The 26,821-nt window shown below is 65.7% G+C and carries 20 protein-coding genes; 11 read left to right on the plus strand and 9 right to left on the minus strand.

Going from position 1 to position 26,821, the window contains the following annotated elements:
• Positions 1-389 precede the first annotated feature (389 nt).
• The 6 genes from ACYUME_RS25450 to ACYUME_RS25475 all read left to right on the plus strand — a co-directional run bounded on the left by ACYUME_RS25450 (position 390) and on the right by ACYUME_RS25475 (position 6,819).
• Positions 390-1,631, plus strand: a complete 1,242-nt coding sequence (locus ACYUME_RS25450) for an SfnB family sulfur acquisition oxidoreductase (protein ID WP_279883161.1) — start codon at positions 390-392, stop codon at positions 1,629-1,631.
• Positions 1,632-1,714: 83 nt separating this feature from the next.
• The gene (locus ACYUME_RS25455) at positions 1,715-2,896 is read left to right on the plus strand and encodes an SfnB family sulfur acquisition oxidoreductase (RefSeq protein ID WP_279883159.1); all 1,182 of its coding nucleotides are present in this window, start codon (positions 1,715-1,717) and stop codon (positions 2,894-2,896) included.
• Positions 2,896-4,281: an LLM class flavin-dependent oxidoreductase gene (locus ACYUME_RS25460; protein WP_460417493.1), complete on the plus strand. Its 1,386-nt coding sequence runs from the start codon at positions 2,896-2,898 to the stop codon at positions 4,279-4,281. Before ACYUME_RS25455 ends, ACYUME_RS25460 begins: the two co-directional genes overlap by 1 nt.
• Complete coding sequence (locus ACYUME_RS25465; RefSeq protein WP_460417495.1) at positions 4,274-5,074, plus strand: MetQ/NlpA family ABC transporter substrate-binding protein; 801 nt, start codon at positions 4,274-4,276, stop codon at positions 5,072-5,074. The genes ACYUME_RS25460 and ACYUME_RS25465 overlap by 8 nt, the downstream gene beginning before the upstream one ends.
• Before the next feature lies 1 nt (position 5,075).
• Entirely contained in the window at positions 5,076-6,185 is a 1,110-nt protein-coding gene (locus ACYUME_RS25470) for a methionine ABC transporter ATP-binding protein (RefSeq protein ID WP_279883153.1), read from the plus strand.
• On the plus strand, positions 6,175-6,819 hold the full coding sequence (locus tag ACYUME_RS25475; RefSeq protein ID WP_279883151.1) for a methionine ABC transporter permease: 645 nt from the start codon (positions 6,175-6,177) through the stop codon (positions 6,817-6,819). The genes ACYUME_RS25470 and ACYUME_RS25475 overlap by 11 nt, the downstream gene beginning before the upstream one ends.
• A gap of 56 nt (positions 6,820-6,875) precedes the next feature.
• Here ACYUME_RS25475 and dibA read toward each other — a convergent pair whose 3' ends face one another.
• A complete protein-coding gene (dibA, locus tag ACYUME_RS25480; RefSeq protein ID WP_460417497.1) occupies positions 6,876-8,771 on the minus strand; it encodes a phosphodiesterase DibA in 1,896 nt (631 codons plus the stop codon).
• A gap of 151 nt (positions 8,772-8,922) precedes the next feature.
• Here dibA and desA point away from each other — a divergent pair, with 151 nt between their 5' ends.
• Together desA and ACYUME_RS25490 are read left to right on the plus strand one after the other, a co-directional pair.
• Positions 8,923-10,107, plus strand: coding sequence for a delta-9 fatty acid desaturase DesA (desA, locus tag ACYUME_RS25485; RefSeq protein WP_460417499.1), 1,185 nt, complete (start codon positions 8,923-8,925; stop codon positions 10,105-10,107).
• Between the two features lie 141 nt (positions 10,108-10,248).
• Positions 10,249-11,238, plus strand: a complete 990-nt coding sequence (locus ACYUME_RS25490) for a GGDEF domain-containing protein (protein WP_279883146.1) — start codon at positions 10,249-10,251, stop codon at positions 11,236-11,238.
• A 28-nt stretch (positions 11,239-11,266) separates the two neighbouring features.
• Here the strand turns inward: ACYUME_RS25490 and ACYUME_RS25495 are convergent, their stop codons facing one another.
• The 6 genes from ACYUME_RS25495 to ACYUME_RS25520 form a co-directional block, all read right to left on the minus strand.
• Positions 11,267-12,046 carry a hypothetical protein gene (locus ACYUME_RS25495; RefSeq protein ID WP_279883144.1) on the minus strand — a complete coding sequence of 260 codons (780 nt, stop codon included), beginning with the start codon at positions 12,044-12,046 and terminating at the stop codon, positions 11,267-11,269.
• A gap of 113 nt (positions 12,047-12,159) precedes the next feature.
• Positions 12,160-13,497: a response regulator gene (locus ACYUME_RS25500; RefSeq protein WP_279883142.1), complete on the minus strand. Its 1,338-nt coding sequence runs from the start codon at positions 13,495-13,497 to the stop codon at positions 12,160-12,162.
• Between the two features lie 130 nt (positions 13,498-13,627).
• Positions 13,628-14,905 (minus strand): 4-aminobutyrate--2-oxoglutarate transaminase, encoded by a 1,278-nt coding sequence (gabT, locus tag ACYUME_RS25505; RefSeq protein WP_050703304.1) that lies wholly within the window; start codon positions 14,903-14,905, stop codon positions 13,628-13,630.
• 183 nt (positions 14,906-15,088) lie between these two features.
• On the minus strand, positions 15,089-16,531 hold the full coding sequence (gene gabD / locus ACYUME_RS25510; protein WP_279883138.1) for an NADP-dependent succinate-semialdehyde dehydrogenase: 1,443 nt from the start codon (positions 16,529-16,531) through the stop codon (positions 15,089-15,091).
• A 317-nt stretch (positions 16,532-16,848) separates the two neighbouring features.
• Positions 16,849-18,522, minus strand: coding sequence for an aryl-sulfate sulfotransferase (locus tag ACYUME_RS25515; RefSeq protein ID WP_460417501.1), 1,674 nt, complete (start codon positions 18,520-18,522; stop codon positions 16,849-16,851).
• 17 nt (positions 18,523-18,539) lie between these two features.
• Positions 18,540-20,873, minus strand: coding sequence for a TonB-dependent receptor (locus tag ACYUME_RS25520; RefSeq protein WP_460417503.1), 2,334 nt, complete (start codon positions 20,871-20,873; stop codon positions 18,540-18,542).
• A 192-nt stretch (positions 20,874-21,065) separates the two neighbouring features.
• Here ACYUME_RS25520 and ACYUME_RS25525 point away from each other — a divergent pair, with 192 nt between their 5' ends.
• Positions 21,066-21,980, plus strand: coding sequence for a LysR family transcriptional regulator (locus ACYUME_RS25525; RefSeq protein WP_279883132.1), 915 nt, complete (start codon positions 21,066-21,068; stop codon positions 21,978-21,980).
• 114 nt (positions 21,981-22,094) lie between these two features.
• Here ACYUME_RS25525 and ACYUME_RS25530 read toward each other — a convergent pair whose 3' ends face one another.
• Together ACYUME_RS25530 and ACYUME_RS25535 are read right to left on the minus strand one after the other, a co-directional pair.
• Positions 22,095-23,000, minus strand: a complete 906-nt coding sequence (locus ACYUME_RS25530; RefSeq protein ID WP_279885343.1) for a TauD/TfdA dioxygenase family protein — start codon at positions 22,998-23,000, stop codon at positions 22,095-22,097.
• 28 nt (positions 23,001-23,028) lie between these two features.
• Entirely contained in the window at positions 23,029-24,069 is a 1,041-nt protein-coding gene (locus tag ACYUME_RS25535; RefSeq protein ID WP_460417506.1) for an ABC transporter substrate-binding protein, read from the minus strand.
• 299 nt (positions 24,070-24,368) lie between these two features.
• Between ACYUME_RS25535 and ACYUME_RS25540 the strand changes: the two genes are divergently transcribed.
• Both ACYUME_RS25540 and ACYUME_RS25545 read left to right on the plus strand, forming a co-directional pair.
• Positions 24,369-25,952: an ABC transporter permease gene (locus ACYUME_RS25540; RefSeq protein WP_460417507.1), complete on the plus strand. Its 1,584-nt coding sequence runs from the start codon at positions 24,369-24,371 to the stop codon at positions 25,950-25,952.
• On the plus strand, positions 25,949-26,812 hold the full coding sequence (locus ACYUME_RS25545; protein ID WP_279911451.1) for an ABC transporter ATP-binding protein: 864 nt from the start codon (positions 25,949-25,951) through the stop codon (positions 26,810-26,812). The genes ACYUME_RS25540 and ACYUME_RS25545 overlap by 4 nt, the downstream gene beginning before the upstream one ends.
• The last annotated feature ends 9 nt before the right edge of the window (positions 26,813-26,821 follow it).

The raw sequence follows: 26,821 nt of genomic DNA on the forward strand, positions 1-26,821 counted from the left end.
CTGTGGGAGCGGGTTTATCGGGGCGCTGAACCGCCGCGAGGCAGACAACGCGATGCATGGCACGGGCTTCGCCCGTGTTCGCGGCTAAAGCCGCTCCCACAGGATGCCCAGCTATTTCAGGCACTCTCTCACAGGGATCGCGCAAGATCGAGGAACCTGAGCAAGACCGTTGCTTCCATAGCCCCAGCAACACTTCTATCCATATTCCTAAACGGTAGTTCATAAACTTTTTCTAAACGAATAGGGTATATCGACCGGACCACCGGACCAGCAAACGTCGGTCGCCATCGAGGCGACGTCTTCAACTTTGTGAGGTAAGGAATGGTCAGGATCACAATCACCCCAGTGGCCAACGCCAGGGCATTGAGTGCAGCCAAGGAGCGGTACTGATGTCCAGCCAGCCAACTACCCAATTCCACAGCGATGTCGACAGCTCGCCGCTGCTGCTGCCAGCCAAGGTGCTGCGCAACGACGAAGAGGCCCTGCAGGCCGCCCGTGAACTGGCCGAGGTGGCCCGCCAGCAGGCGGCCAGGCGTGACCAGCAGCGCAAGCTGCCCTGGGCCGAGATCGAGCAGTTCACCCGCAGCGGCCTGGGCAGCATCAGCGTGCCCAGGGCCTTCGGCGGCCCCGAGGTGAGCTTTGCGACCATCGCCGAAGTGTTCCGCCTGATCAGCGCCGCCGACCCCGCGCTGGGGCAGATCCCGCAGAACCAGTTCGGCATCCTGCAGCTGGTCCGCCTGACCGCCAGTCAGGCGCAGCAGGAAGCGATCTTCCGCGCCGTGCTCGACGGCTGGCGCATCGGCAACGCCGGCCCCGAGCGCGGCACCAAGGACACCCTGACGCTCAAGGCACGCATCAGCCGTGATGGCGACGGCTATCGCATCAGCGGAGAGAAGTTCTACTCCACCGGCGCCCTGTTCGCCCATTGGGTGGCGGTCAAGGCCCTGGACGACGAAGGCCGCCAGCGCTTGGCGTTCGTGCGCCGGGGCAGCCCGGGGCTGCGCATCGTCGACGACTGGTCCGGCTTCGGCCAACGCACCACCGCCAGCGGCACCGTGCTGCTTGACCAGGTGCCGGTGGAGGCCGACCTGGTCCTGGACAACTGGCGTCATCGCGAGCTGCCCAGCATTCAGGGCGCCGCCTCGCAGTTGATCCAGGCGGCCATCGATGCCGGTATCGCCGAAGCGGCCATCGACGACGCGATCAGCTTCGTCCGGGAGAAGTCACGGCCGTGGATCGAAGCCAAGGTCGAGCGCAACAGCGACGACCCCTATGTGATCGCCGACATTGGTCGCCTGAAGCTTGATCTGCATGCCGCCGAGGCATTGCTGCGCAAAGCCGCCAAAGTGCTCGACGAAGTCAACGCGGCGCCCATCGACGATGCCGCCGCCGCGCGCGCCTCGATCGCCGTGGCCGAGGCCAAGGTGCTCACCACCGAAATCGCGCTGCAAGCGAGCGAGAAACTGTTCGAGCTGGCCGGCAGCCGCGCCAGCCTGGCCGAGTTCAACCTCGACCGGCACTGGCGCAACGCCCGGGTCCACACCCTGCATGACCCGGTGCGCTGGAAGTATCACGCCGTCGGCGCCTACTACCTCAACGGCACCCTGCCCGCCCGCCATTCCTGGATCTGATTATCGACCCATCGCGGGGCCAGCCCGCTCCCACGCACGCTCGTGGGAGCGGGCTGGCCCCGCGATGGGGCCTGGAGAGCACAATGACTGCATCCCTCATCACCAGCGACGCCCAGGCCCTGGCCGTCGCCGAAGAAATCGCCCAATCACTGCGCCACGACAGCGCCACGCGCGACCGCGAACGCCGCCTGCCCCACGCCGAGCTCGAGCATTTCGTGCAGACCGGCCTGTGGGGCATCAGCGTGCCCAAGGCTCACGGCGGTGCCGGCGTGTCCAGCGCGACCCTGGCCAAGGTCGTTGCCCGTATCGCCCAGGCCGACGCCTCGATCGGGCAGATTCCACAGAACCACTTCTACGCCCTGGAAGTGCTGCGGGTAAACGGCACGCCCGAGCAGCAGCAACGCCTGTATGCCGAGGTCCTGGCTGGCAAGCGCTTTGGCAACGCGCTGGCCGAACTCGGTACCAAGAATGCCCACGAACGCACCACCCGCCTGACCCGCGACGGCGATCATTTCCGTATCGATGGGCGCAAGTTCTACTGCACCGGCGCGATCTACGCCCAGCGTATCCCGACCCTGGTGATCGACGAACAAGGCGTGTCGCACCTGGCCTTCGTGCCCGCCGACAGCCAGGGTATCGAAGTGATCGACGACTGGAGCGGCTTTGGCCAGCGCACCACCGGCAGCGGCTCGGTGGTGTTCAACCACGTGGCGGTCCGTGCCGAGGACGTGGTGCCGTTCCAGAGCGCCTTCGAGCGCCCGACCACGGTCGGCCCGCTGGCACAGATCCTTCACGCCGCCATCGACACCGGCATCGCCCGCGCCGCCTTCGAGGACGCCTTGCATTTCGTGCGCACCCGCAGCCGCCCGTGGATCGACTCCGGCGTCGACAAGGCCAGCGACGACCCGCTCACGCTGAAGAGCTTCGGCCACCTGGCGATCCGCCTGCACGCCGCCGAGGCGCTGCTCGAGCGCGCCGGGGAAATCCTCGATATCGCCCAGGCCGACAGCAACGCCGAAACCCTCGCCGCCGCCTCGATCGCCGTGGCCGAGGCCCGGGCGATCAGCACCGAGATTTCCCTGGCCGCCGGCACCACGCTGTTCGAACTGGCCGGCAGCCAGGCCACCCTGGCCGAGCACAACCTCGACCGCCACTGGCGCAACGCCCGCGTGCATACCCTGCACGACCCGGTGCGCTGGAAGTACCACGCCATCGGCAACTACTACCTCAACGACGAGAAACCACCACGCCGGGGGACCATCTGATGGCCCGCGAGATTCTGCTCAACGCCTTCAACATGAACTGCATCGGGCACATCAACCACGGCCTGTGGACCCACCCACGGGACACCTCGACCCAGTACAAGACCCTGGCCTACTGGACCGACCTCGCTCGCCTGCTGGAACGCGGGCTGTTCGACGGACTGTTCATCGCCGACATCGTCGGCACCTACGACGTCTATGGCCAGTCGGTGGACGTGCCGCTGAAAGAGGCCATCCAGCTGCCGGTCAACGACCCGCTGCTGCTGGTCTCGGCCATGGCCGCGGTGACCCGGCACCTGGGCTTCGGCCTCACCGCCAACCTCACCTACGAGGCGCCCTACCTGTTCGCCCGGCGTCTTTCCACCCTCGACCACCTGAGCAACGGCCGGGTCGGCTGGAACATCGTCACCGGCTACCTCGACAGCGCCGCGCGGGCCATGGGCCTGGCGCAGCAACCCGAGCACGACCGGCGCTACGACCAGGCCGATGAATACCTGCAGGTGCTGTACAAGCTGCTCGAAGGCAGCTGGGACGACGACGCGGTGATCGCCGACCGCGAGCGGCGCGTCTATGCCAATCCAGGCAAGGTGCGCAAGGTCGAGCACCATGGCGAGTTCTACAAGGTCGAGGGCTATCACCTGTGCGAGCCCTCGCCCCAGCGCACGCCGGTGCTGTTCCAGGCCGGCACTTCGGCGCGCGGGCTGGCCTTCGCCGGCAACCACGCCGAATGCGTGTTCATCGGCGGCCAGACCAAGGCTGGCACCCGCGTCCAGGTCGACAAGGTACGCGCCGCGGCCAAGACGGCCGGGCGTGATCCACAGGCCGTCAGGGTGTTCATGGGCATCACCGTGATCGTCGCGCCGACCGAGGCCCAGGCCCAGGCCAAGCATGCCGAATACCTGCGCTACGCCAGCGCCGAGGCCGGGGTCGCGCACTTCGCCAGTTCCACCGGCATCGACTTCTCGCGCTACGAGCTGGACGAGCCCATCGGCTTCGCCAAGGGCAATGCCATCCAGTCCGCCACCCGCCAGCTGCAGGAAAGCGCCTGGACCCGACGGCGCCTGCTCGAACAGCACGCCCTGGGCGGTCGCTACGTGACCGTGGTCGGCGACCCCGAGCAGGTGGCCGAGCAACTGATCGCCTGGATCGACGAAACCGGTCTGGACGGTTTCAACCTGACCCGCACCGTCACCCCGGAAAGCTTCGAAGACTTCATCGAGCTGGTGATCCCTGCCCTGCAACGCCGTGGTCGCTACAAGACCGCCTACGCCGAAGGCAGCCTGCGCCAGAAACTGTTCGCCAGCGCCGATGCCCGCCTGCCCGCCGACCATCCCGGCGCGGCCTATCGCCACAACCCTGCCCTGACTGGAGCCCTGCACCATGCTTGAAAAACTGTTCCGGCCCGTCGCGGCCATCGCCCTGGGCCTCGGCCTGGCCACCAGCAGCCTTGCTGCCGAGCCGCTGAAGATCGGCACCACCGCCGCCTTCGCCATCCCGCTGGAAGCGGCAGTGGAGGAGGCACATAAACAGGGCCTGGAAGTGAAGCTGATCGAGTTCAGCGACTGGATCGCGCCCAATGTCAGCCTCAACAGCGGCGACATCGACGTGAACTACTTCCAGCACATTCCGTTCCTGGAAAACGCCAAGGCCGCCGCCGGCTTCGACCTGGTGCCGTACGCGCCGGGTATCATCAACAACGTCGGCCTGTACTCGAAGCGCTACAAAAACTTCGCCGAGCTGCCCGAAGGCGCCAGCGTGGCCATCGCCAACGACCCGATCAACAGCGGTCGCGGCCTGCAACTGCTGGCCAAGGCCGGGCTGATCAGCCTCAAGCCGGGCGTGGGCTACAAGGCCACCGAGGACGACATCGTCGCCAACCCGAAGAAGATCAAGATCCTCCAGGTCGAAGCGGTGCAACTGGTACGTGCCTATGACGACGCCGACCTGGTCCAGGGCTATCCGGCCTATATCCGCCTGGCCAACAGCTTCGACGCCACCTCGGCATTGCTGTTCGATGGCTTGGAGAACAAGGAATACGTGATCCAGTTCGTCATCCGCCCGCAGGAGAAAAACGACCCGCGCCTGGCCAAGTTCGTCGATATCTACCAACACTCGCCGGTCGTGCGCGCCGCCCTGGACAAGGCCCATGGCAAGCTCTACCAGGCCGGCTGGGAAGGCTGACATGGCCCAGGCCAGCGCCCTCAGGGCGCCCGTCCCCCCCGCCGAACCGTTCAAGGCCGAGGAAACGGCCCTGCGTCCTGAGGTGAACCAGGCGCACATCCGCTTCATCGGCCTGGGCAAGACCTATCCGGGCCAGGGCCAGCCGGCACTGCAAGGCATCGACCTGAACATCCGCCGGGGCGAGATCTTCGGCATCATCGGCCGCAGCGGCGCCGGCAAGTCGTCGCTGCTGCGCACCATCAACCGCCTGGAGCAACCCAGCCAGGGCCGGGTGCTGATCGATCAGGTGGATATCGCGCCGTTCGACGAGGACCGCCTGGTGGCCCTGCGCCGGCGCATCGGCATGATCTTCCAGCACTTCAACCTGATGTCGGCCAAGACCGTGTGGCAGAACGTCGAGCTGCCGCTGAAGGTGGCCGGCGTGGCCAAGGCCGAGCGCCAACGCAAGGTGCGCGAGCTGCTGGAACTGGTCGGCCTGGCGGAAAAGCACCACGTCTACCCGGCACAACTGTCGGGTGGGCAGAAGCAGCGGGTCGGCATCGCCCGGGCATTGGTACACGACCCCGAGATACTGCTGTGCGACGAAGCCACCTCGGCGCTGGACCCGGAAACCACCGCCGCGATCCTCGAACTGCTGCGCGACATCAACCGGCGCCTGGGCCTGACCGTGGTACTGATCACCCATGAAATGGCGGTGATCCGCGATATCTGCCACCGCGTGGTCGTGCTCGAACGTGGCGAGGTGGTCGAACAGGGCGAGGTCTGGCAGGTGTTCGGCGCGCCGCGCCATGAGGTCACCCGCACCCTGCTGGCCCCCTTGCAAGCGCGACTCCCCGAAGCCTTGCAAGCCGGCCTGCGCGCCAGCCCTGCCAGCCGTGACGCGGCTGTGGTACTCAAGCTCGGCCTGGTCGGCGAGCCGGAACTCAGCGCCTTGTTCGCCGACCTGGGTGGGCGGGTGCGCCTACTGCAGGGCGGCATCGAGACCATCGGTGAACATGCCCTGGGGCAACTCATTCTGTCCGTGCGCGGCTCGCCGCTGGACACTCGTCAACTGCTGGAGCAAGCCCGTCGCTGGGCCACGGACGTAGAGGTGCTGGGCCATGTGGATTGAGCGTTTGCTGCAAGGCTTGCTCGACACCTTGCTGATGGTCGGTGTGTCATCGCTGGTCGCGCTGATCGTCGGCGTGCCGATGGCGGTGCTGCTGGTCACCAGCGACAAGGGCGGGATCTTCGAGGCGCCAGCGCTGAATCGGGTGCTGGGTGCCGTCGTCAATCTATTCCGCTCGATCCCGTTCCTGATCCTGATGGTCGCGCTGATCCCCTTCACCCGCCTGGTGGTCGGCACCACCTATGGTGTGTGGGCGGCGGTTGTGCCCCTGACGATCGCGGCGACACCGTTTTTCGCGCGGATTGCCGAGGTGAGCCTGCGCGAGGTTGATCATGGGCTGATCGAAGCGGCCCAGGCCATGGGCTGCCGGCGCTGGCACATCGTCTGGCATGTGCTGCTGCCCGAGGCGCTGCCGGGGATCGTCGGCGGCTTCACCATCACCCTGGTGACGCTGATCAACTCGTCGGCCATGGCTGGGGCGATCGGTGCAGGCGGATTGGGAGATATCGCCTATCGATATGGGTACCAGCGCTTCGACAGCCAGATCATGCTGACCGTGATCGTGATGCTGGTGGCATTGGTGGCGGTGATCCAGCTGGGCGGAGACCGCCTGGCCAAGGGCTTGAACAAGCGTTGAAAGCTTCGCGGGCAAGCCCGCGCCCACAAGGTGCGCGGATTACCCGCGATGCGATGTCAGCCCCAGTGCAGCTCCGTCGCCGGCACCGGTCGCCCGAACCAGTAGCCTTGCCCCAACTGGCATTGCTGCTCCAGCAGGAACCGCGCCTGTTCGGCCTGTTCGATGCCCTCGGCGTGCACCTGCATGCCCATGCTGCGCGCCAGGGCGATGATCACCCGGACGATGGCGATGTCATCCTCGTCATGGGGCAGCCCGGCGACGAAGCCCTGGTCGATCTTCAGCTTCTGCACCGGCAGCCGCTTGAGCCGCAACAGCGACGAGTATCCCGTGCCGAAATCGTCGATGGCCAGGTTCAGCCCGAGCTCACGCAGGCAGTGCAGTTGCTCCAGCGCCACCTCCGGATCCTCCATCACCGCACTCTCGGTGACTTCCAGCTCCAGCAAGGCCGGGTCCAGGCCGGTGTCGAGCAGGATGTCGGCGACCTGGCGGTAAAGGTCGCGCTGGCTGAACAACCGACTGGAGATGTTCACCGCCACGAACGCCAGGCGTCGACCGTCGGCCTGCCATTTCACCATCTGCCGACAGGCCTGCCCCAGAACCCAAGCATCGATCTCGGCGATCAGGCCTGTACGCTCGGCAATCGGGATGAACTCCGCCGGCGAGACCAGGCCGCGCAGGGGATGCTGCCAGCGCACCAGCGCCTCGACGCCGATCATCCTCGCGCTGCACAGGTCGTGGACCGGCTGGAAGAACACCCGCAACTCCTGCTGCTCCAGGGCCCGGCGCAGCTCGCCGGCGGTCTCGACCCGGTGCTGGGCGTGGGCGGTCAGCTCCTCGGTGTACAGCGCGTAACAGGCGCGACCGCTGCTCTTGGCCTTGAACAGCGCCGAATCGGCGTTGCGCAACAGCTGCTCGGCAATCAGGGCATCGCTGGGGAACAGGCTGATACCGATGCTGGCGCTGGTGAACAGGCGGTTACCCTCGAAACAGAACGGCTCTCTCAGGTGCTCGATGATGCTCTGCGCCAGCTTGCCGGCCTGGCCGACCTGCTGGCAGTTCTCCGCCAGCACGCCAAACTCGTCCCCTCCCAGGCGGGCCAGGGTCACGCCACTGCCCAGCAGCTGGCGCAAGCGCTCGCCGACCAACTTGAGCAGCTGGTCGCCGATGGTGTGGCCCAGGCCATCGTTGATGCTCTGGAAATGGTCGAGGTCGAGCAGCAACAGGGCGCAGCCACGCTTGTTGGCCTGCGCCGAAGCCAGCGCCTGCTCGACCCGATCGTTGAACAGCAGACGGTTGGGCAGACCGGTCAGCGGGTCGTGATGGGCGAGGTAGGCCAGTTCGTCTTCGGTGTGCTTGATCGCGCTGATATCGCTGAATACCGCCACGTAGTGGCTAAGCTCGCCGCTGTCGTCACGAATGGCGCAGATGGTCTGCCATTGCGGATAGATTTCTCCGCTCTTGCGACGGTTCCAGATCTCGCCGCTCCACTCGCCCTTCTGCGCGAGCGCGGCATAGATCTGCTGGTAGAACGGCGCGCCATGGCGGCCCGACTTGAACTTGCTCGGGCGCTGGCCGATGACCTCCTCCTGCTGGTAGCCGGTGATGCGCATGAATGCCCGGTTCACATGCACGATCAGGCCATTGCGGTCGGTCACCAGCACACCCTCCAGGGTGCTGTCGAACACCGCCGCGGCCATGCGCAGGCGTTCGCGATCCTCGCTGCGCAGACGCGCGCCGATGCCGATGAAGTTGAGCAGACGGGCACGGGACACGAAGATCAGCAACGTGCTGACCAGCACCCAGATCACCACGTTGATCTGCCGGCCCACGCTCAGCGCCAGCGGGTCATCGGACATGCCGTGCAGCACCAGCTCGGACAGCGCCAGCCAAAGCAACGAAAGCACCAGGTAGAGCCCCGCCATGCGCAAGGCGTCGCGAACGGAAACAGACATGTCGGGTGGATGAGCCCATGAAAAATGAGGGGGCATTATAAGGGCTGAAACATGCCGTGACTTCCTATCAAAAAGGGCGACTGGTTTTATTTCCCCGCCAAGGGATAATGCGTGCGCTGTTCCCCCTGTGTTTTCGAGGGTCTTTCCCGTTATGTGGTACTACGGTTTGCTCGACTTGTCGGCCTGGCAACTGGTCGCGGTCACCCTGCTGATGACCCATGTCACCATCATCAGCGTCACCATCTACCTGCACCGCTACTCGGCCCACCGCGCCCTGGAGCTGAACGCGGGCCTCAAGCATTTCTTCCGTTTCTGGCTGTGGCTGACCACGGCGCAGAACACCCGCGAGTGGACCGCCGTCCACCGCAAGCACCACGCCAAGTGCGAGACCCCCGACGATCCGCACAGTCCGCTGCACAAGGGCCTGGGCACCGTGCTGCGCAAGGGCGCGGAGCTGTACCGCGAAGAGGCGCGCAACGAGGAAACACTGCGCATCTATGGCAAGAACTGCCCGGATGACTGGATCGAACGCAACCTCTACTCGCGCTTCAAGCTGGGCGGCATCGCCCTGATGGCAGTCATCGACCTGCTGCTGTTCGGCACCATCGGCATCACCATCTGGGCGGTGCAGATGGTGTGGATTCCGTTCTGGGCCGCCGGCGTGGTCAACGGCCTGGGCCACGCGGTGGGCTACCGCAACTTCGAATGCCGCGACGCCGCCACCAACCTGGTGCCCTGGGGCATCATCATCGGCGGCGAGGAGCTGCACAACAATCATCACACCTACCCCAACTCGGCGAAGCTCTCGGTACGCCGCTGGGAGTTCGACATGGGCTGGATGTGGATCCGCCTGCTGAGCCTGTTGCGCCTGGCCAAGGTGCAGCGCGTGGCGCCCATCGCCCACCGGGTCGAAGGCAAGGCGTCGCTGGACATGGACACCGCCATGGCCATCCTCAACAACCGCTTCCAGATCATGGCCCAGTACCGCAAGCTGGTGATCGCGCCGCTGGTGAAGCAGGAGCTGGACAAGGTCGACGCCTCGGTGCGCCACCGCTTCCGCCGCGCCAAGCGCCTGCTGTCACGCGAGACCAGCCTGCTGCAGGATCGTCATCACCTGCGCATCGAGTCGATGCTGGCCCACAGCCAGGCACTCAAGACCATCTACGAAAGGCGACTGGCCTTGCAGCAGATCTGGGCCAGAACCAGCGCCAATGGCCACGACATGCTCGCCGCCATGAAGGAATGGGTGCATGAGGCCGAGGCCAGCGGCATCCAGTCGCTGCGCGACTTCGCGGCGCAACTCAAGACTTACTCGCTGCGCCCTGCCAACGCCTGACCACCGTTGATCGGCATGCCCCGCAACGGGGCATCGCCGACCGGAACTTACCCCTGCGTTCCTGACTCAAACTCGGCACATCGCCCGCGTGGCGGGCCGCGCCGTGGCCGCCCGCCCAACGTCGAGAACCGTTCCGTGCTCATGGCCAAAGACCTCCCCCCTACGCCCACCGGCACACCCCGCCCCGAAGCCGCCCAGACACTGCTTGCCCTGCTCCACGCCCAAGGCGAGGTAGCACGCCTGAGCGAACGCGAGCAGCTGTACAGTTCGCTGCTCGACAGCGTCAATGCCGTGCTCTGGGCCTTCGACTGGGAGACCCGCCAGGTGCTCTATGTCAGCCCCGCCTACGAGCGCATCTTCGGTCGCCCGGCCAGCCTGGTGCTGGCCGACTACAACGAATGGCGCGACGCCATCTACCCCGACGACCTGGAGTACGCCGAGCGCAGCCTTGCCCAGGTGCTGGTCAAAGGTACCGTCGAGGACCGCGAGTACCGCATCCTCAACGCTGCCGGCGAGGTGCGCTGGCTCAGCGACAAGTGCTACATCAACCAGCAGCGCGAGGGCGACCAGCGCGTGATCATCGTCGGCATCGCCGAGGACATCACCGAAAAGAAGCAGCTCGAAGGCGAACTGCAACGCCTGGCCACCACCGATGTGCTCACGCAAAGCAGCAACCGCCGGCACTTCTTCGAGTGCGCCCAGCAGGCCTTCGACACCGCCCGCGAGGACGGCACGCCGATGGCTTTCCTGCTGCTGGACATCGACGACTTCAAGCACATCAACGATACCTACGGCCATCAGGAAGGCGACCAGGTGCTGCAACGCATCGCCGACAGCGGCAAGGCCGTGCTACGACGTGGCGACCAGTTCGGGCGCATCGGTGGCGAAGAGTTCGCCGCGGTGTTCCCAGGTTGCACCGCACAGGTGGCAGAGCAGATCGCCGAGCGCTTGCAGCGGGAGATCCAGCGGTTGAGCTTCAGTCATGGCGAGCACACTTACGGAGTCACCGTGAGCCAGGGACTCACTGGCTTGCAGGACGAGGATGAAACGCTGGATAGCCTGTTCGCCAGGGCGGACGCGGCCATGTACCGCGCCAAGCGCCAGGGCAAGAACCAGATCGTGAAAGGCTGACCGCACTGTCGCAAGCAAGCAGCCCGATTCACTTCGAGCCTGCCGCGCACCACTCGTAGTCGATCGGGCCGCTACGTGGTCCAGCCAGGATCCCTTCAGGCTCTTTTTCCCGACCTTCCTTGAAACCGACTTCAAGAAAGTGCCGTTGCTGGTCGGTGATTTCACCCGCCAGCGCGATAGCCTGGGCCGTGTAGCGCTTGATCAAGGCAGCTCTTCTGGAATCTTTCGAATAGCTCATGGGCACCTCTGATAGGTGGAGAGTACTTTGCGGGCTCATTGCCGCAACTGGAATCACGAGGCTTCCTGCCCTATCGCGGACGAAGCCAAGCGACTGGTACAAGGGCTCGGCACCTGGGTCTGGTTGCTGAACCTCTATTCGCGAGTACTTGAGCATCCGTGCATACGCCGCGACCGCCTGCAGTGACAGCGACGCCACCAGCCCTCTCAATGGGTTCGCCGGGCCTGGCTTGCCCTCCAGCAGGATAATCTTGATACACCGCCTGCTTTGTCGGGGACTGGCATAGCAGAGCCCACACAGCTCGCGCGCGGACCACAGCGACAGGTCGAAACCTTTACGATCGCGGCCCATCCAGCGCGGCACCTCTTCCCAAGGGAAATGGTGAGTCTGCTCGCCCCATAGCTGAAAGGCGTCGAAAGCCCTGTGGTCTATGGGCTCGAAACACACCGTGTCGGCGTCAAGCCCATGCCTGGATACACATTGATCGATGCACAGCACTGCATGGGCGAGCTTTCGCGCTTGAGATCGATAGACCTGGTAGCGCAGGCCACGGTGTCTGGACGTGCTCATTTTCCCTGCCATTCCGTTGGTGGAGTGGCTGGAAAACTACGCCTGAAGGGTTTCCATGGATACGAACAGTCGTCCGCAATACCTGTAGGAGCGATCCCAAGCCCGTTCGGCGATCAGGTCGGACGCTGTTCGTCCTCTGCCGGTTCGGCATCAGCAGCCGGCGTAGCGATCGGAGCCACCTCCTGCTCGCGCTCGGCGGCTTCCGCCGCCTGACGCTCGGCCTCCTCCCGCGCGACCGCCTCGGGGTCCACCTTGCGCAGCCGCGACAGCTCCGGCAGCCCAAGCTTGAGCAACCGCGCGGTCTTGCTGCCGGCGATTTTCTCCAGGCTCTCGCTGGGCCGCAGGTTGGCCAGCTGGCCAGCCAGGTTCATGGCCAGGATCTCGCGGGAGTAGACGCCGCCACCGAGCTGGTACACCGCGGCGATCAGCTCGCGCAGGTTCAGCGGCAGGCGCCAGCGGGTGCGCAGCGCCGAGCCGAATGGCGCGCCGAACTCGTTGAGCGACAGCTGCACCTGGTCCTCGTCCAGCTCGCCACCGGCCAGGCGCCACTCCTGCAGGGTACGCAGCACGGCCAGATCGCCCAGGCAGTGCAGCAGCCCTGCGCAATAGCAGAGCCCTTCGTCGACCTCGAGCAGGCGCGCCAAGGTCCGGCCATATTCGGCAGTGTGCAACGACAGGTTCCAGTAATGCTCGGCATGCCGCGCCAGCAGCGGATCGCCCAGGCGGGCACTGCGCTTGAGCGTCAGGCCGAGGATGAGGTTCATGCTCTGGGTGCTGCCCAGTTTGTTCAGCGCCTGGAGCAAGGTCTGCACCGGCGCCTCGCGGTGCAGGGCGGCACTGTTGGCCGCGGCGATGAGCACGCCGGTGATCTGCGGATCGTTGCGCACCTCTTCCTCGAGCACCTTGAGGTTGAGGCCATGGGGCTCGAGGGCACGCTTGACCGCCACCTGCACGTCAGCGAACAGCGGACCGCCGTCGGCCGTGGCGCGCCGCTGCTCGAGGTAGGCCGGCAACCGCACGCCGGGTTGCAGCGGCGGCACCGGGCAGGCGATCTGCTCACCCACTTCCAGCAGCAGGTTTTCCAGGCGCTTGCGCAGGTTGTCCAGGTCGAGCGGCTTGCTCAGGTACGCGGTGGGTTGCAACGGCACGGCCTCGCGTACGCTGGCGCTGTCGGTGCGGTCGCTCATGAGAATGAACGGCAGCCCGGGCCGGTCGCCCTTGGCGCGCACCTTGCGCAGCAGGTCAAGGCCATCGAGGCCCGCCAGTTCACGCGCGGCGATGATCAGGTCGGGCTTGCTCGCCAGCGCGCTCAGCGCCTGGGAACCATCGGCGCAGACTTGCAGGCGGGCATCGCAACGCACGCTGAGCAACATTTCGCTGAGCATGTCACGCACCCAGGGGTCGCCTTCGGCGATCAGTACGCAAGGGGGTACGGGGTTGGCAGTGCTCATGGGCGAGTCTCCAGATATGACGCGCGATCCTTCGCAGCTTCCACGGAATCCTCGTACAACCTTAGCGCCTGAGCCCTACAAACGGCACAAAAAAAACCCGCCGAAGCGGGTTTTTCTGTAACGCGTCACATCAGGCGAGTTCAGCGAAGCACTCTTCGATGATGGCCAGGCCCTTGTCCAGCAGGGCGTCTTCGGCGGTCAGCGGTACCAGGATCCGCAGGACGTTGCCGTAGGTGCCGCAGGACAGCAGGATCAGGCCCTTGTCGCGCGCCTTGGCCACAACCTGGGCCACGGCGGCGGCGTTCGGGGTGTGGGTGCCTTTCTCGAAGACTTCCACAGCGATCATCGAGCCCAGACCACGGACGTCGCCGATGATCGGGTGCTTCTTCTGGATTTCACGCAGGCCGGCGGTCAGGCGCTCGCCGACAGCCTTGCTGCGATCCAGCAGTTTCTCTTCCTCGAACACTTCGATCACGGCCAGGGCCGCGGCGCAGGCGATCGGCGAGCCGGCATAGGTGCCGCCCAGGCCGCCCGGGGCGATGGCGTCCATGTACTCGGCCTTGCCGCATACACCGGCCAGCGGGAAGCCGCCGGCGATGGACTTGGCGAAGGTGGTCAGGTCAGGCGCGACGCCCATCTGCTCCATGGCGAAGAAGGTACCGGTACGGCCAGCGCCGGTCTGCACTTCGTCGGCGATCAGCAGGATGCCGTGCTGGTCGCACAGGGCGCGCAGGCGCTTCATCAGCTCCTTCGGCGCTGGCAGGAAGCCGCCTTCGCCTTGCACCGGCTCGAGGATGATCGCGGCGATGTCACGCGGCTCGGCGTCGTTCTTGAAGATGCGCTCGACCGAGGCGATGGCGTCGTCGACGCTGATGCCGTGCAGTTCGCTCGGGAACAGGGCGCGGAAGATGCCGCCTGGCATCAGGCCCATGCCGGCGGAGTACGGCACGACCTTGCCGGTCAGGCCCAGGGTCATCATGGTGCGGCCGTGGTAGCCACCGGTGAAGGCGATCACGCCGGCACGGCCAGTAGCGGCACGGGCGATCTTCACGGCGTTTTCAACGGCTTCGGAGCCGGTGGTGACCAGCAGGGTCTTCTTGTCGAAGTTGCCTGGTACCAGCTTGTTGATCTTCTCGCACAGCTCGACGTAAGGCTCGTAAGCCAGCACCTGGAAGCAGGTGTGGCTGACCTTGGTCAGCTGCTCTTGCACGGCGGCGACCACTTTCGGGTGCAGGTGGCCGGTGTTCAGTACGGCGATGCCGCCAGCGAAGTCGATCAGTTCGCGGCCTTCAACGTCGATCACGGTCGAGTTCTTCGCGGTGTCGACGAAGATCGGGTGGATCTGGCCGACGCCACGTGGGACGGCGGCTACACGGCGTTGCATCAGGGATTCGTTGGTCTTGCTCATAGTGCCCTCAATTGCGCCGGTTCTGCGGCGCTTTTATTCGGGGGTGGCTGGATGCAGGCGTGCACAGTATTCGTTGATCGACTGCCACACATGCCCTGGCCACCAGGTACCGCTATGTCAAAAAGGCCAGCGAGACGTCGCTCTCGCGCCCCGCTGGCAGAGGTAAAAGCGTTTACCTGGCGATCAGACGCTGATGCACAGGTATTTGATTTCGAGGTAGTCCTCGATGCCGTACTTGGAGCCTTCGCGGCCCAGGCCCGAGGCCTTGATGCCGCCGAACGGCGCCACTTCGTTGGAGATCAGGCCGGTGTTGATACCCACCATGCCGTACTCCAGGGCCTCGGCGACGCGGAACACGCGGCTCATGTCGCGGGCGTAGAAGTACGAGGCCAGGCCGAACTCGGTGTCGTTGGACATGGCGATGACTTCAGCCTCGTCCTTGAAGCGGAACAGCGGCGCCAGCGGGCCGAAGGTCTCTTCCTTGGCGACGGCGGCGGTTTTCGGCACGTCGACCAGGATGGTCGGCTCGAAGAAGTTGCCTTCGATGATCTTGCCGCCGGAGAGCACCTTGGCGCCCTTGGCGACCGCGTCCTCGATGTGCTCCTGGACCTTGGCGACAGCCTTGCCGTCGATCAGCGGGCCGGTGGTGGTGCCTTCTTCCAGGCCGTTACCGATCTTGAGCTTGGCCACAGCGGCCTTGAGCTTCTCGGCGAACGCGTCGTAGACGCCGTCCTGCACGTAGATACGGTTGGCGCAGACGCAGGTCTGGCCGTTGTTGCGGTACTTGGAGATGATCGCGCCCTCGACGGCCTTGTCCAGGTCGGCGTCGTCGAACACGATGAACGGCGCGTTGCCGCCCAGCTCCAGGGACACCTTCTTGATGTCCTTGGCGCATTCTTCCATCAGCTGGCGACCGATCTCGGTCGAGCCGGTGAAAGACAGCTTGCGTACCAGGGCGTTGCCGGTCAGTTCGCTGCCGACTTCGCCGGCGCTGCCGGTGATCACGCTCAGCACGCCCGCCGGGATGCCGGCACGGGTGGCCAGCTCGACCAGGGCCAGGGCCGAGTACGGGGTCTGCGACGCGGGCTTGAGCACCATGGTGCAACCGGCGGCCAGGGCCGGGCCGGCTTTGCGGGTGATCATCGCGGCCGGGAAGTTCCATGGGGTGATGGCGGCGGTGACGCCGATCGGTTGCTTGATGACGATCAGGCGCTTGTCCGGCTGGTGGCCAGGGATGACATCGCCGTAGACGCGCTTGGCTTCCTCGGCGAACCACTCGATGAACGAGGCGGCGTAGGCGATCTCGCCCTTGGCTTCGGCCAGTGGCTTGCCCTGCTCGGTGGTCATCAGGCGGGCCAGGTCGTCCTGGTGCTCGATCATCAGCTCGAACCAGCGACGCAGCTTGCCGGCACGCTCCTTGGCGGTCAGTGCGCGCCAGGCCGGCAGGGCCTTGTCGGCGGCCTCGATGGCGCGGCGGGTCTCGGCGGCGCCCATCTTCGGCACGGTACCGATCACTTCACCTGTGGCCGGGTTGGTCACCTTGATGGTCTGACCGCTGTCCGCATCCAGCCATTCACCGTTGATGAAGGCCTGCTGGCGGAACAACTGAGCGTCTTTGAGCTGCATGTCGGCTTCCCTTTACTGCGAATTATTGATTGTTGAAAAGGCGCCCCCAAAAGGGGGCGGCCATCAGGAATTCGTGCACCAGGGTGTTCGACGCCTGGGTGCCGAGCGTTTGAAATCTCAAACGGAATGCTAAGCGGGGGTTGGGGTGTTGGACAATAGGCTGTTCGAAAAAAAGAACGAATGGTTGAACACCCCCCTGACAAACGGCCCAATCGCGGGGCAAGCCCGCTCCCACAAGGAGCGCAGGGTTCCTGTGGGAGCGGGCTTGCCCCGCGATTGGGCCGTAAGAGGTTAGACCATCGGTCAGAAGGAAGGGGTCAGAACGCCTTGTCGAGGTCGATCACCAGCGCCCGGTAACCCACGCTGCCCGGCTGGCGACTGTGCACTTTCAGCTCCACCGCCACCTCCTGGGTGCCGCGACGCACTTCATTGAGCACAGTGGTCGTCAGCTTCTCGGGCGTGAGGAAATTCACCGAAGCCGAATAGATGAACTGGGTATCGGTATCGGCCCGGTACGCCACCACCGAGGTGATCGGGCTGTACCACTCATCCCCGCGCTCCTTGCCGTACTGCCACACTTGCTCGACCGTGCCCTTGGCCTCGTCGATCCTGTACTCCACCGCCCGGCTGTAGTTGCCGGCCAGCCTGGTCGGGCCAAAATCGCGGCCCCAGCCGTTGTCGAACACGGTCAGCGTGCCGCGCCCGGTGAGCCAGGCAGTGTGCTGGGTCCAGGACCATTCGAAGCCCTCGCCCACGGGCTCGAGCACCTTGTCCTGCAACCGCGCCGGCCAGCCTTGAGGCGCGGCGAGAATCCACTTCACCTGCTTGTCGCGACCGATCTTCACCACACCTTGATGCCGCGCTGAAACGATGATGCTGTCGTCATCGGCGTCGTAGTCGATGGCATTGACGTGGGCCCAGTTGCGCCCGGTGCCCACCCCCGGCGTGTCGCCGAACGGCAGGTCGCCCTCGGCCAGCTCGTTGGCCAACCGGTCGTCCTGCTTCTGCACGCCGTCCGGCAGCTGGATCGCCGCCTTGCCCAGGGTTTCCAGCAGCTCGCTGCGATAAGGGTCGAGAATCTGGTTGAGGTCCCAGAAGTCCAGGACGTCGCCAGCCTCGTCGACCTCGATGATGTGGTCGCGGATCGAGCGCACGCGCTTGCCATCCGGGCGGCGGTAGTCGCTGGTGCCGACCCGCAGCAGGTAAGTGCCATTCGCCGTCTCGCGAATCTCGTGGGAGAAGTCGGCGAACTTGTCCGGCAGGCCGCGCTGCCACACCTTGCGCCCCAGCAGGTCGAACTTCGAGTAGGTCTGGCCCTGGCCCCAGATCAGCTTGCCGTCGCGGGTCTGGTGGAAGCCCATGGTGCCGCCCAGGCCATCGCGACGGTTGGAATCGTGAATCTGCTCGATATCCAGGTACCAGCGCACATCGCCATTGCTGTCGGCGATCCAGTTGTTGCCCACCGAATCCCATTCGGCGGCCCCGCCCAGGCCGTTCCACTTGAAGGCGCGCCCCCCGGGGATTTCGGCCAGCAGGTGGTTGAACAGGTACAAGCGCTTTTCGAAGCCCGGCGCGACCTTGACCGGCTCCACCTCGGGCAGCGCGGCGGTCTGCTTCGCCACCACCGGCAGGCGCACCGCCGGGGCATAGATCTCGTAGCGTTCGCGGATGCGCTCGCCATCGAGCTTGTAGCTCACCTCCACCTGATTGACGTGGTCCGGATACAGGCCGAACACCGGAATCCCGCCGTAGGTCCACAGCGAGCGGTCGGACACATCGTAGGCGATGTCCACGCCGCGCTCGCCGCGACCCAGCACGCGCACATGGGCGCCGCTCAGGACACGGCCCCCGTCGCGGATGATCGCGGTCAGCGGCGCCAGCCGATACGGATTGACCACTACGTCGCCGAGCAGGGACTGGTCGCGGTCGGGCACCTTGGCGGTGAGGCAGGCGCCCTCGGGCAGGTCGTGCGGTTGGGTCTTGGCATTCATGGCAAAGCTCCTTGTGCTCAGAAGTCGTAACGGGCGGTGGCGCCCAGGGTGCGCGGAGTCCCCAGCACACCGGCATAGCCACCGTTGGCGGAGTTCCACAGGCTGGTGAAATAGGTCTTGTCGCCGGCGTTCTTCAGCCACAGCGACAGGTCGAGCACGCCGTCGCCCTGATCCAGGCGCACGCCGGTGGACAGGTTGACGATGGCGTAACTGGGGATCTGGCCGTACTCGGAGTCATCGATGGTGCCGACGGCCTTCGAGCGGAAGGCGTAGCTGGCGGTGACGTATGGCTCGATGCGATCGCTGAGCTGCCACTTGTACTGGCCGTTGAGGTTGGCGATGTACTTGGAGGCGCCAACCACCTGATGACCGGTGAGATCGCAGGTGGCCGCCGCGTTGGCCAGGCTCACCTCGGGCGGGCACGGCGCGTCCTTGTAGTCGGTGTAGCGTACGTCGTTCCACGAGCCGTTGAAGTTCAGGGTCAGGCCACGGATCGGCAGGGCCGTGGCCTCGAACTCCAGGCCCCGCGAACGCACGCTGCCTGCGTTGGCCAGGTACTGCACACGGTTGACCTGGTCGTAGACGTTGGCCTGGTAGCCATGCACCTGGGTCCAGAACAGGTTGGTGTTGAGCTGCAGGCGGCTATCCAGCAGGGTGCTCTTGATCCCGAGCTCGGCGTTGTTGGCGCGCTCGGTGCCTACCAGCAGCGAATCTGTTCCCAGGCGCGGCGCGGCGCCGACGGTGAGGTTGACGCCTCCGGACTTCTCGCCGTGAGACAGGCTGGCGTAGCCCAGCACGTCGTCGCTGAAGCGGTAGCTCAGGCTGAGCAGCCCGGACGGGGCGAAGCTGTACTGGTTCAGGTCGCCCGAATCGTAGGCCCCTACCCGGCCCTGCCGCGCGGTCGCCGCCGCGCCCGTCACCGCGGCGCCTCCGGCGGGCGCATCGCGGGTCACCCAGGCGCTTTTCTCTTCGTAGGTGCCGCGTACCCCGGCGGTGAAGTCCAGGCGCTCGGTCAGGTGCCAGGTGCCCTGGGCGAACAGCGCATAGCTGTCGGTATCGATATGGCCGTTGCCGAGGGTGGTGACGTTGGCCAGCGCGCCGGAGGGCGTCAGGTTCCAGATGTCGGCCTGAGGCCCGTAGTAAGTGAAGGACTTGTTGTCCAGATCCTGCTTGAAGTAGTAGGCGCCGAGCACGTAGTCGAAGAAGCCGCCGCTGGGCGAGGCCAGGCGGATTTCCTGCGAGTACTGCTTGTCACGCACCGAAACACCGGCGTTGTAGGCGGCCGCCACGTTGAGGCCGTCGTCGTTGCGCGGGGTGAAGTCCCACCAGCGATACGCGCTGATCGAGGTCAGGGTGAAGTCGTTGGGCAGGGTCCAGTTGGCCTCCACCGAGGTGCCGCCCTGGAACACCTTGACCATCTGGTCGGCGTCGAAATTGACCTTGCGATCCTTGCCCGATACCAGGGTGGCGCCGGCCTGCGCCGCCAGGCTCTCGTAGCGGTTCACGCCATTGATGGTCGGGCCGGTGCTGTAGAGGCTGAGGATGCCGTTATCCGAGCTTTCTTCGTTGTACTCGCCGATCCAGCGCAGGTTGAACGTTTCGCTGGGCTTGAACAGCAACTGGGTGCGAAAGCCCTGGCGCTTGCCGCCATTGAGGTCATGCCCGTTGTAGACGTTCTTCACATAGCCGTCGTCCTCGGTGTGGTAGGCGCTGATGCGCCCGGCGAGGGTGTCGGTGAGCGGCCCGGAAAAGCTGCCCTGGGTCTGCCAGTAACCATCCTCGCCCAGCGACGACTGCACGCTGCCCTCCTGATGGAAGGTCGGCTTGCGCGTGGTGATGTTGAGCACCCCGGCGGTGGTGTTCTTGCCGAACAGCGTGCCTTGCGGGCCACGCAGCACCTCCAGCTGCTCGACGTCGAGCAGGTCGAACACCGCCATGCCCGGGCGGCCCAGGTAGACGTTGTCCAGATACACACCGACGCTGCCTTCCAGGCCGTCGCTGGCCGGATTGTTGCCCAGCCCGCGAATGGAAATGCTCGACTGACGGGCATGCACATAGGACACGTTGGTGCTCGGCACCAGTTGCTGCAGGTCCTGCACCCGATAGATGCGCTGGGTTTCCAGGGTTTCGCTGCCAAGCACGCTGATCGGCGTGGGCACGCTCTGGGCGGTCTCCTCACGGCGCCGTGCATTGACGGTGACGGTACCGAGCTTGGCTTGCGGCTCGGCGACCGGCGCGGAAGGTGCTTGCTCGGCGAAGCTGCTGCCGGCGGCGGCCAGCAGGACCCCGGCCGCCAGGGGTTGCAGGGCGAACGACGACGCGCGCGCCGGCCAACGGGAAAGTCGGGACATGCGGATGCTCCTTGAGGCATGGGCCCAGGCGAGCATTTCCGTTGACGGAACCGAATCGCGGTCAGGCGGGCTTATATTCTTTTAATGTATATAAATATTTGTAATTCATATTTTGTGGAATAAGTGACTCCCTTTATAAGGTTCCCAACCCTTCCCAGCAATTGCATTCCACCGAAAGTTTCCATGTAGAAAATGCATATCGACCTGCGCCAGCTCCGCCACTTCATCGCCCTTGTCGAACACCGCAGTTTCGTCGGCGCGGCAGCGGCGGTGAACCTTTCGCAATCGGCCTTCAGCCGCAGCATCCAGACGCTGGAGCACAACGTCGGCTGTCGCCTGGTCGACCGCGCCAGCAAGGAGCTGGCACCGACCCGGCAGGGGCTGCTGGTGCTGGAGCATTCGCGGCGGCTGGTGCATGGGGCGCACAACCTGGTCAACGAGATCAACCAGTTCAACGGCGCCACCACCGGCGTGGTGCGCTTCGGTTCCGGGCCTGCGCCAGCCGGTGGGCTGGTACCCCGGGCGGTGGCGCGTTTCGTCGCCGAATACCCGGCAGCGCGCACCTGCTTCCAGGTGGACAACTGGCAGGCGCTCAATCGCCGGCTGATTGCCGAGGAGATCGAGTTCTTCGTCGCCGACACGCGCCAGTTCGAGGCCGATCCGGACTACCAGGTGCACAAGCTCAGGCCACAGCGCTGGCACTTCTGTTGCCGCCGGGGGCATCCATTGACCGAGCTGGCCGAGGTAAGGGCGCGGGACCTGTTCGACTACCCGCTGGCCACCACGTTTCGCCCGCCGAACATCCGCAAGATCCTCAGCGACCTGAGCGGGCGACAGGACTTTCTGCCCAGCGTGGAGTGCGAGCATGGCTATGCGCTGCTCAATGTCGTGCTGCACTCGGACACCATCGGCATCGCTTGCAGCGCGAACTTGCGGCCTTATGAAGGAGATCGGGCGCTGGTCGCGCTGAAACTGGTGGACCTGGCGCCGGAGCAGGAAGAGGCGTTCTACACCCGCTATGGGGTGGTGAGCCGGGTGGGGTATGGGTTGTCGGCGCTGGCGCAAGGGTTGGTGAGGCAGTTGGTGGCCTGTGATACCGAGTTGTAGCGGATAGGGGCTGCTGCGCAGCCCTTTCGCGACACAAGGCCGCTCCAGGGGAACAAGATCTCCTGTAGGAGCGGCCTTGTGTCGCGAAAGGGCCGCAAAGCGGCCCCAACGATCTCAGCCTTTACGCGTGGTCCGGCTCAACTGCCCATCGACGCCCACCGGCACCTCGCCGGCCAGGGTCACGCGGCGCACGATGCGCGGCTGGGTACCGTAGTCATCCACCGCGTAATGCTGGGTCGCGCGGTTGTCCCAGATCGCCACGTCCCCCGCCTGCCAGCGCCAGCGCACGGTGTTCTCCAGCCGCGTGACATGCCCTTGCAGCAGCGCGAACAAGTGCTGCGAGTCGGCCAGCGAATAGCCCTTGATGCGCTTGACGAAGTGCCCCAGCTGCAACGCCCGCTCGCCGCTGAGCGGATGCACGCGCACCACCGGGTGCTCGGTCTCGTACACCGTCGAAGTGAACACCTTGCGGTAACGCTCCAGCTTGGCCGGATCGACATCCGGCTTCACGCTGGCATAGTCGTATTCGTTGCTGTGCACCGCCCACAGCTTGTCGGCCAGTTCGCGCAGCGGCACGGGCAGCTCCTGGTAGGCCGCGGCGGTGTTGGCCCACACCGTGTCGCCGCCCGAGGCCGGGGCCACCACGCTGCGCAGGATCGAGGCCTTGGGGTAGGCATCGACGAAGGTCACGTCGGTGTGCCATGAGTTGGCCCGCTGGCCTTCGGCGCCATCGAGCTGGAGCAGATAGTGGGTGCCGTCGACCACCGGCACCGTGGGGTGGGCGATCGGTTCGCCGAGCAGTTGGGCGAACGCCTCCTGGCCGACATCGTCCAGGTGCGTCTGCCCACGGAAGAAGATCACCTTGTGCCGCACCAGCGCGGCCTGGATGGCCTCGACAGTGGCCGGGGCAAGATCGGCGGACAGCTCGATGCCGCGAATCTCGGCGCCGATGCGCCCGGCAACGGGATGGATGTCGAGTTCGACGGTTTGCGGCGCGGTGGCCAGTGCGGCGTTGCTCATGCTCGTGCTCCTCGGGGTTGTTGTCGGGTCAGCGGGCGGCCTGGACGGCCTGGTCCTGGCGCTGGGCGGTCTCGATGAAACGGGGTTCGATCCAGTCGGCCACCTGGAAGCCACGCCGGATCAGGCGCTCCCTGGCGGCGAGGTCCACGCCTTGTTGCAGCAGGGCGACGAAGCCGGCATCCAGGCGTGGGTCGAAGTAGTCGGCGAGGTTCTCCTGGGCCAGGTCGTCGCGCAGGATCGACTTCGGCCAATTGGCCGTGCTCGCCACCAGCTCCACATAGGCTTCGCGGTTGCGTTCGTCGCGCAGCCATTTCACCGCCCGCTCCTGGGCGTTGACCACGCGCTGCACCAGGTCGGGGTGCTGGCGGATGAATTCGCCGGTGCCCAGCAGCACCGCCTGGGTGCTGCCGGCACCCTTGAGGTCGCGCGAGTTGACCGGTAGTTCGACCAGCCCGCGCTCGCGCAGCGACAGCAGGTTGGACAGGCCCCAGGTAGCGTCGATCTGCTTGGCCGCCAGCGCTGCGTTGGCGGCGTTGAAATCGAGGTTGATGACTTTCAGTTCTCGCTCGGACAGCCCCTGGCTGGCCAGGGCGCTGGCGAACGACAGCTGGTTGGCGGTACCACGGAACACCGCCACGCGCTTGCCCTTGAGGTCCTGCAGGCTATGGATGCCCGAGCCCGGCACCACGCCGAGGTAGCTCTTCACCCCACGCACGCCAGCCGACAGCACGCGGGTGTCGAGGCCGTTGGCCTTGCCGATGATGGCGGCCAGGTCACCCAGGTAGGCGAAGTCCGCCTGGCCGTTGGCCAGCGCTTCGTTGACGACGGGACCGGCACCCTTGAAGAAACGCCAGTCGATGCGGATGCCGTCCTTGGCGAACTCGTTCTCCAGCAGCTGTTGGTCGCGCAGCACATCCACCACGCCGCCGGCGCTGGGCTTGCTGCCGGCGCTGAGGTCCGGCACGGCAATGCGGATCACATCGGGCTGGACGGCATGGGCCGCCATGGGCAAGGCGCTCAACAGGGCGGCGAGCAATGGGCTGAGCAAATGGCGGAAGGGGGTTCTCATGGCAAGGCTCCTTGGCAGGCTACCACCGGCGATGGCCGGCGCTATGGGCCAGAAGCTAGGCAGGTCCGGTTAGAACCTACAAAGATCAAAACTTCATTTTTTAGTAACCAAATGACATAAACCAAGTGGAATGCGGGCCTGCGAGCGGCTTGCAGGACATGCATGGAAAATATGAGGAAAACGCAACGGGGCGGGGCTTTCGCAGGCATCGGGCGCATGTTCTTATCCCTTGAATACTATTTATGTGATTTTTTAATTCCATAAATGAATAAACAAGGAACGGTTTGGGAGATGCCTCGATGAGCGAAGTCTTGAGCGCAAGTCTGCGCCGCCTGTGGGGGCCGCTGCGCGGCCCTTTCGCGGCGCAAGGCCGCTCCTACCTGCCGTGGGTCGTGCCGTTGGCGGTGACGGCCTTGTGGATCGTCGCCAGCCGTGAGCACTGGATGAGCGAGCAGATCCTGCCGGCCCCGGCCCTGGTCTGGCAGAGCGCGCTGGAGTTCGGCTCCGGCGAGCTCTGGGGTCATCTGTGGATAAGTCTGCAACGCCTGCTCTGGGGGCTGCTGGCGGGGATCGCCAGCGGCCTGCTGCTGGGCACCTGGCTGGGCGGATCGCGGCGGGCGCAGACCCTGGTGCTGCCGACCTTCATCGCCCTGGCGCAGATCCCGACGCTGGCCTGGATTCCGCTGTTCATGCTGTTCTTCGGCATCGGCGAACTGCTCAAGCTGGTGGTGCTGGTCAAGGCGGTGGTGGTTCCGGTCACGCTGCATACCCTGGTTGGCGTGCGCGATGCCCAGCCCAAGCTGCGCGAAGCCGCCGCCGTCCTGCGCCTGCCTGCGCGCCTGCTGTTCCTGCGCCTGCTGCTGCCCGCGGCGCTGCCGGCATTTCTCGCCGGGACGCGGCTGGCACTGGCCACCGGCTGGACCTCGCTGCTGGCGGTGGAGTTGCTGGCCTCCAGCGAGGGCATCGGCTACCTGATGGTCTGGGGACGACAGCTGTTCATGCTCGACCTGGTGTTCCTCTGCATCCTCGTGATCGGCCTGGTCGGCGCGCTGATGGACCGTGGTTTCTCACGCCTTGAACGCAGCCTGCTGCACTGGCCGCAGCCACCCACCGGCGAACAGGTTCGCGCCACCGTCCCGCGCGGCTGGCAAAGCCTGCTGCTACCCGTGGCCCTGCTGGTGCTGTGGCAGGCAGCCAACCGCTTCGGCTGGGTCGACGCCAATATCCTCACTTCACCGCTGGACGTTCTGCGCAGCCTGTATGCCGGGGTGCTCGACGGCTCACTGCCCGAAGCCCTGCGCCTGAGCCTGCAACGCACCCTCGCCGGGCTGCTGCTCGGCGGTGGCGCGGGCTTCGCCCTGGGCCTGCTGCTGGGCTTGTCGGCCAACGCCGAGCGCCTGCTCGGCCCGAGCCTGGCGGCGTTGCGCCAGGTGGCGCTGTTCGCCTGGGTGCCCTTGCTCACCGCCTGGTTCGGCCTGGGCGAGGGCGCCAAGCTGGTGTTCGTCGCGTTGGCGGCGTTCTTCCCGCTGCTGATCGCCACCCAGCGCGGCATCGCCAGCCTGTCGCCGCAGTTGGGCGAAGCGGCGCAGGCGCTGCGTCTGGATCTGCCCCATCGCTTGCGCCTGCTGGTGCTGCCCGGCGCCGCCCCGGCGATTTTCGCCGGCCTGCGCTTGTCGCTGATCTATGCCTGGCTCGGCACCATCGGCGCCGAATACTTCATGCCTTCGGACGGCGGTATCGCCAGCCTGATGATCGGCGCCCAGCAATTGTTCCGCATGGACCAGGTGATGGCCGCCATGGTCCTGATCGGCCTGGTCGGCGCCCTGCTCGGCCATCTTGGCCAACGCCTCGAATCGCGCGCCACGCGCTGGAGATCCGCATGAACGCATTCATCACCCCGGCCCTGCACGCGGCCAACCAAGCCGATGCCACGCCCGCCCTGGTCAGCTTCGAGCAGGTCGGCAAGACCTTCAGCGTGGATGGCCAGCCATTCGAGGCGATCCGCCAGTTCGACCTGTCGATCGACGAAGGCGAGTTCATCGCCATCGTCGGCGCCTCCGGCTGCGGCAAGTCCACCCTGCTGCGCCTGCTGGTCGGCCTGGATACCGACTACAGCGGCATCATCCGGGTCGACGGCCAGGCGGTCGGGGGCATCGGCGGCGAGCGCGGCATCGTGTTCCAGGAGCCTCGCCTGTTTCCCTGGCTGACGGTGGCGCAGAACATCGGCCTGGGCTTGGTCAACGACCGCCTGACCCAGGGCGAGCGCGCCCGACGCATACATCAGCACGTGCAACTGGTCGGGCTGGTCGGCTTCGAGTCGGCCTACCCGCACCAGCTTTCCGGGGGCATGGCGCAGCGTGTGGCGATCGCCCGGGGCCTGGTCGCCAGCCCCAGGATCCTGCTGCTGGACGAGCCGTTCGGTGCCCTCGACGCCCTGACCCGCCAGCAACTGCAGGATGAGCTGCTGGCGATACGCGAGCGCTCGGGGATCACCATCCTGCTGGTCACCCACGACGCCGAGGAAGCGACCTACCTGGCCGACCGGGTGGTGGTGCTGGAGCCAAGGCCAGGGCGGATCAAGGCCGTGGTGCAGGTCGACCTGCCGCACCCGCGCCAGCGTACCGGCGTGGCGTTGCATGGATTGCGCGAGAAGGTCTTGCACCAGATCACCGGCGATGGCGGGTACCTGAAGCCGGTGGCACAACGGGTGGAAGGATTGCGACCGGAGTTGATTGCGTTCTAGACCATCGCG

The organism is Pseudomonas sp. microsymbiont 2 (genome assembly GCF_054788395.1).

What these genes read in the sequence shown, in the direction of transcription:
- ACYUME_RS25520 (WP_460417503.1), bottom strand. Translation starts at nt 20,873, where the DNA reads ATGTCCCGACTTTCCCGTTGGCCGGCGCGCGCGTCGTCGTTCGCCCTG.
- ACYUME_RS25475 (WP_279883151.1), top strand. Translation starts at nt 6,175, where the DNA reads ATGTGGATTGAGCGTTTGCTGCAAGGCTTGCTCGACACCTTGCTGATG.
- gabD (WP_279883138.1), bottom strand. Translation starts at nt 16,531, where the DNA reads ATGCAGCTCAAAGACGCTCAGTTGTTCCGCCAGCAGGCCTTCATCAAC.
- ACYUME_RS25525 (WP_279883132.1), top strand. Translation starts at nt 21,066, where the DNA reads ATGCATATCGACCTGCGCCAGCTCCGCCACTTCATCGCCCTTGTCGAA.
- ACYUME_RS25465 (WP_460417495.1), top strand. Translation starts at nt 4,274, where the DNA reads ATGCTTGAAAAACTGTTCCGGCCCGTCGCGGCCATCGCCCTGGGCCTC.
- ACYUME_RS25460 (WP_460417493.1), top strand. Translation starts at nt 2,896, where the DNA reads ATGGCCCGCGAGATTCTGCTCAACGCCTTCAACATGAACTGCATCGGG.
- ACYUME_RS25495 (WP_279883144.1), bottom strand. Translation starts at nt 12,046, where the DNA reads ATGAGCACGTCCAGACACCGTGGCCTGCGCTACCAGGTCTATCGATCT.
- ACYUME_RS25490 (WP_279883146.1), top strand. Translation starts at nt 10,249, where the DNA reads ATGGCCAAAGACCTCCCCCCTACGCCCACCGGCACACCCCGCCCCGAA.
- ACYUME_RS25515 (WP_460417501.1), bottom strand. Translation starts at nt 18,522, where the DNA reads ATGAATGCCAAGACCCAACCGCACGACCTGCCCGAGGGCGCCTGCCTC.
- ACYUME_RS25540 (WP_460417507.1), top strand. Translation starts at nt 24,369, where the DNA reads ATGAGCGAAGTCTTGAGCGCAAGTCTGCGCCGCCTGTGGGGGCCGCTG.
- ACYUME_RS25450 (WP_279883161.1), top strand. Translation starts at nt 390, where the DNA reads ATGTCCAGCCAGCCAACTACCCAATTCCACAGCGATGTCGACAGCTCG.
- ACYUME_RS25455 (WP_279883159.1), top strand. Translation starts at nt 1,715, where the DNA reads ATGACTGCATCCCTCATCACCAGCGACGCCCAGGCCCTGGCCGTCGCC.
- desA (WP_460417499.1), top strand. Translation starts at nt 8,923, where the DNA reads ATGTGGTACTACGGTTTGCTCGACTTGTCGGCCTGGCAACTGGTCGCG.
- ACYUME_RS25545 (WP_279911451.1), top strand. Translation starts at nt 25,949, where the DNA reads ATGAACGCATTCATCACCCCGGCCCTGCACGCGGCCAACCAAGCCGAT.
- dibA (WP_460417497.1), bottom strand. Translation starts at nt 8,771, where the DNA reads ATGTCTGTTTCCGTTCGCGACGCCTTGCGCATGGCGGGGCTCTACCTG.
- ACYUME_RS25500 (WP_279883142.1), bottom strand. Translation starts at nt 13,497, where the DNA reads ATGAGCACTGCCAACCCCGTACCCCCTTGCGTACTGATCGCCGAAGGC.
- ACYUME_RS25530 (WP_279885343.1), bottom strand. Translation starts at nt 23,000, where the DNA reads ATGAGCAACGCCGCACTGGCCACCGCGCCGCAAACCGTCGAACTCGAC.
- ACYUME_RS25535 (WP_460417506.1), bottom strand. Translation starts at nt 24,069, where the DNA reads ATGAGAACCCCCTTCCGCCATTTGCTCAGCCCATTGCTCGCCGCCCTG.
- gabT (WP_050703304.1), bottom strand. Translation starts at nt 14,905, where the DNA reads ATGAGCAAGACCAACGAATCCCTGATGCAACGCCGTGTAGCCGCCGTC.
- ACYUME_RS25470 (WP_279883153.1), top strand. Translation starts at nt 5,076, where the DNA reads ATGGCCCAGGCCAGCGCCCTCAGGGCGCCCGTCCCCCCCGCCGAACCG.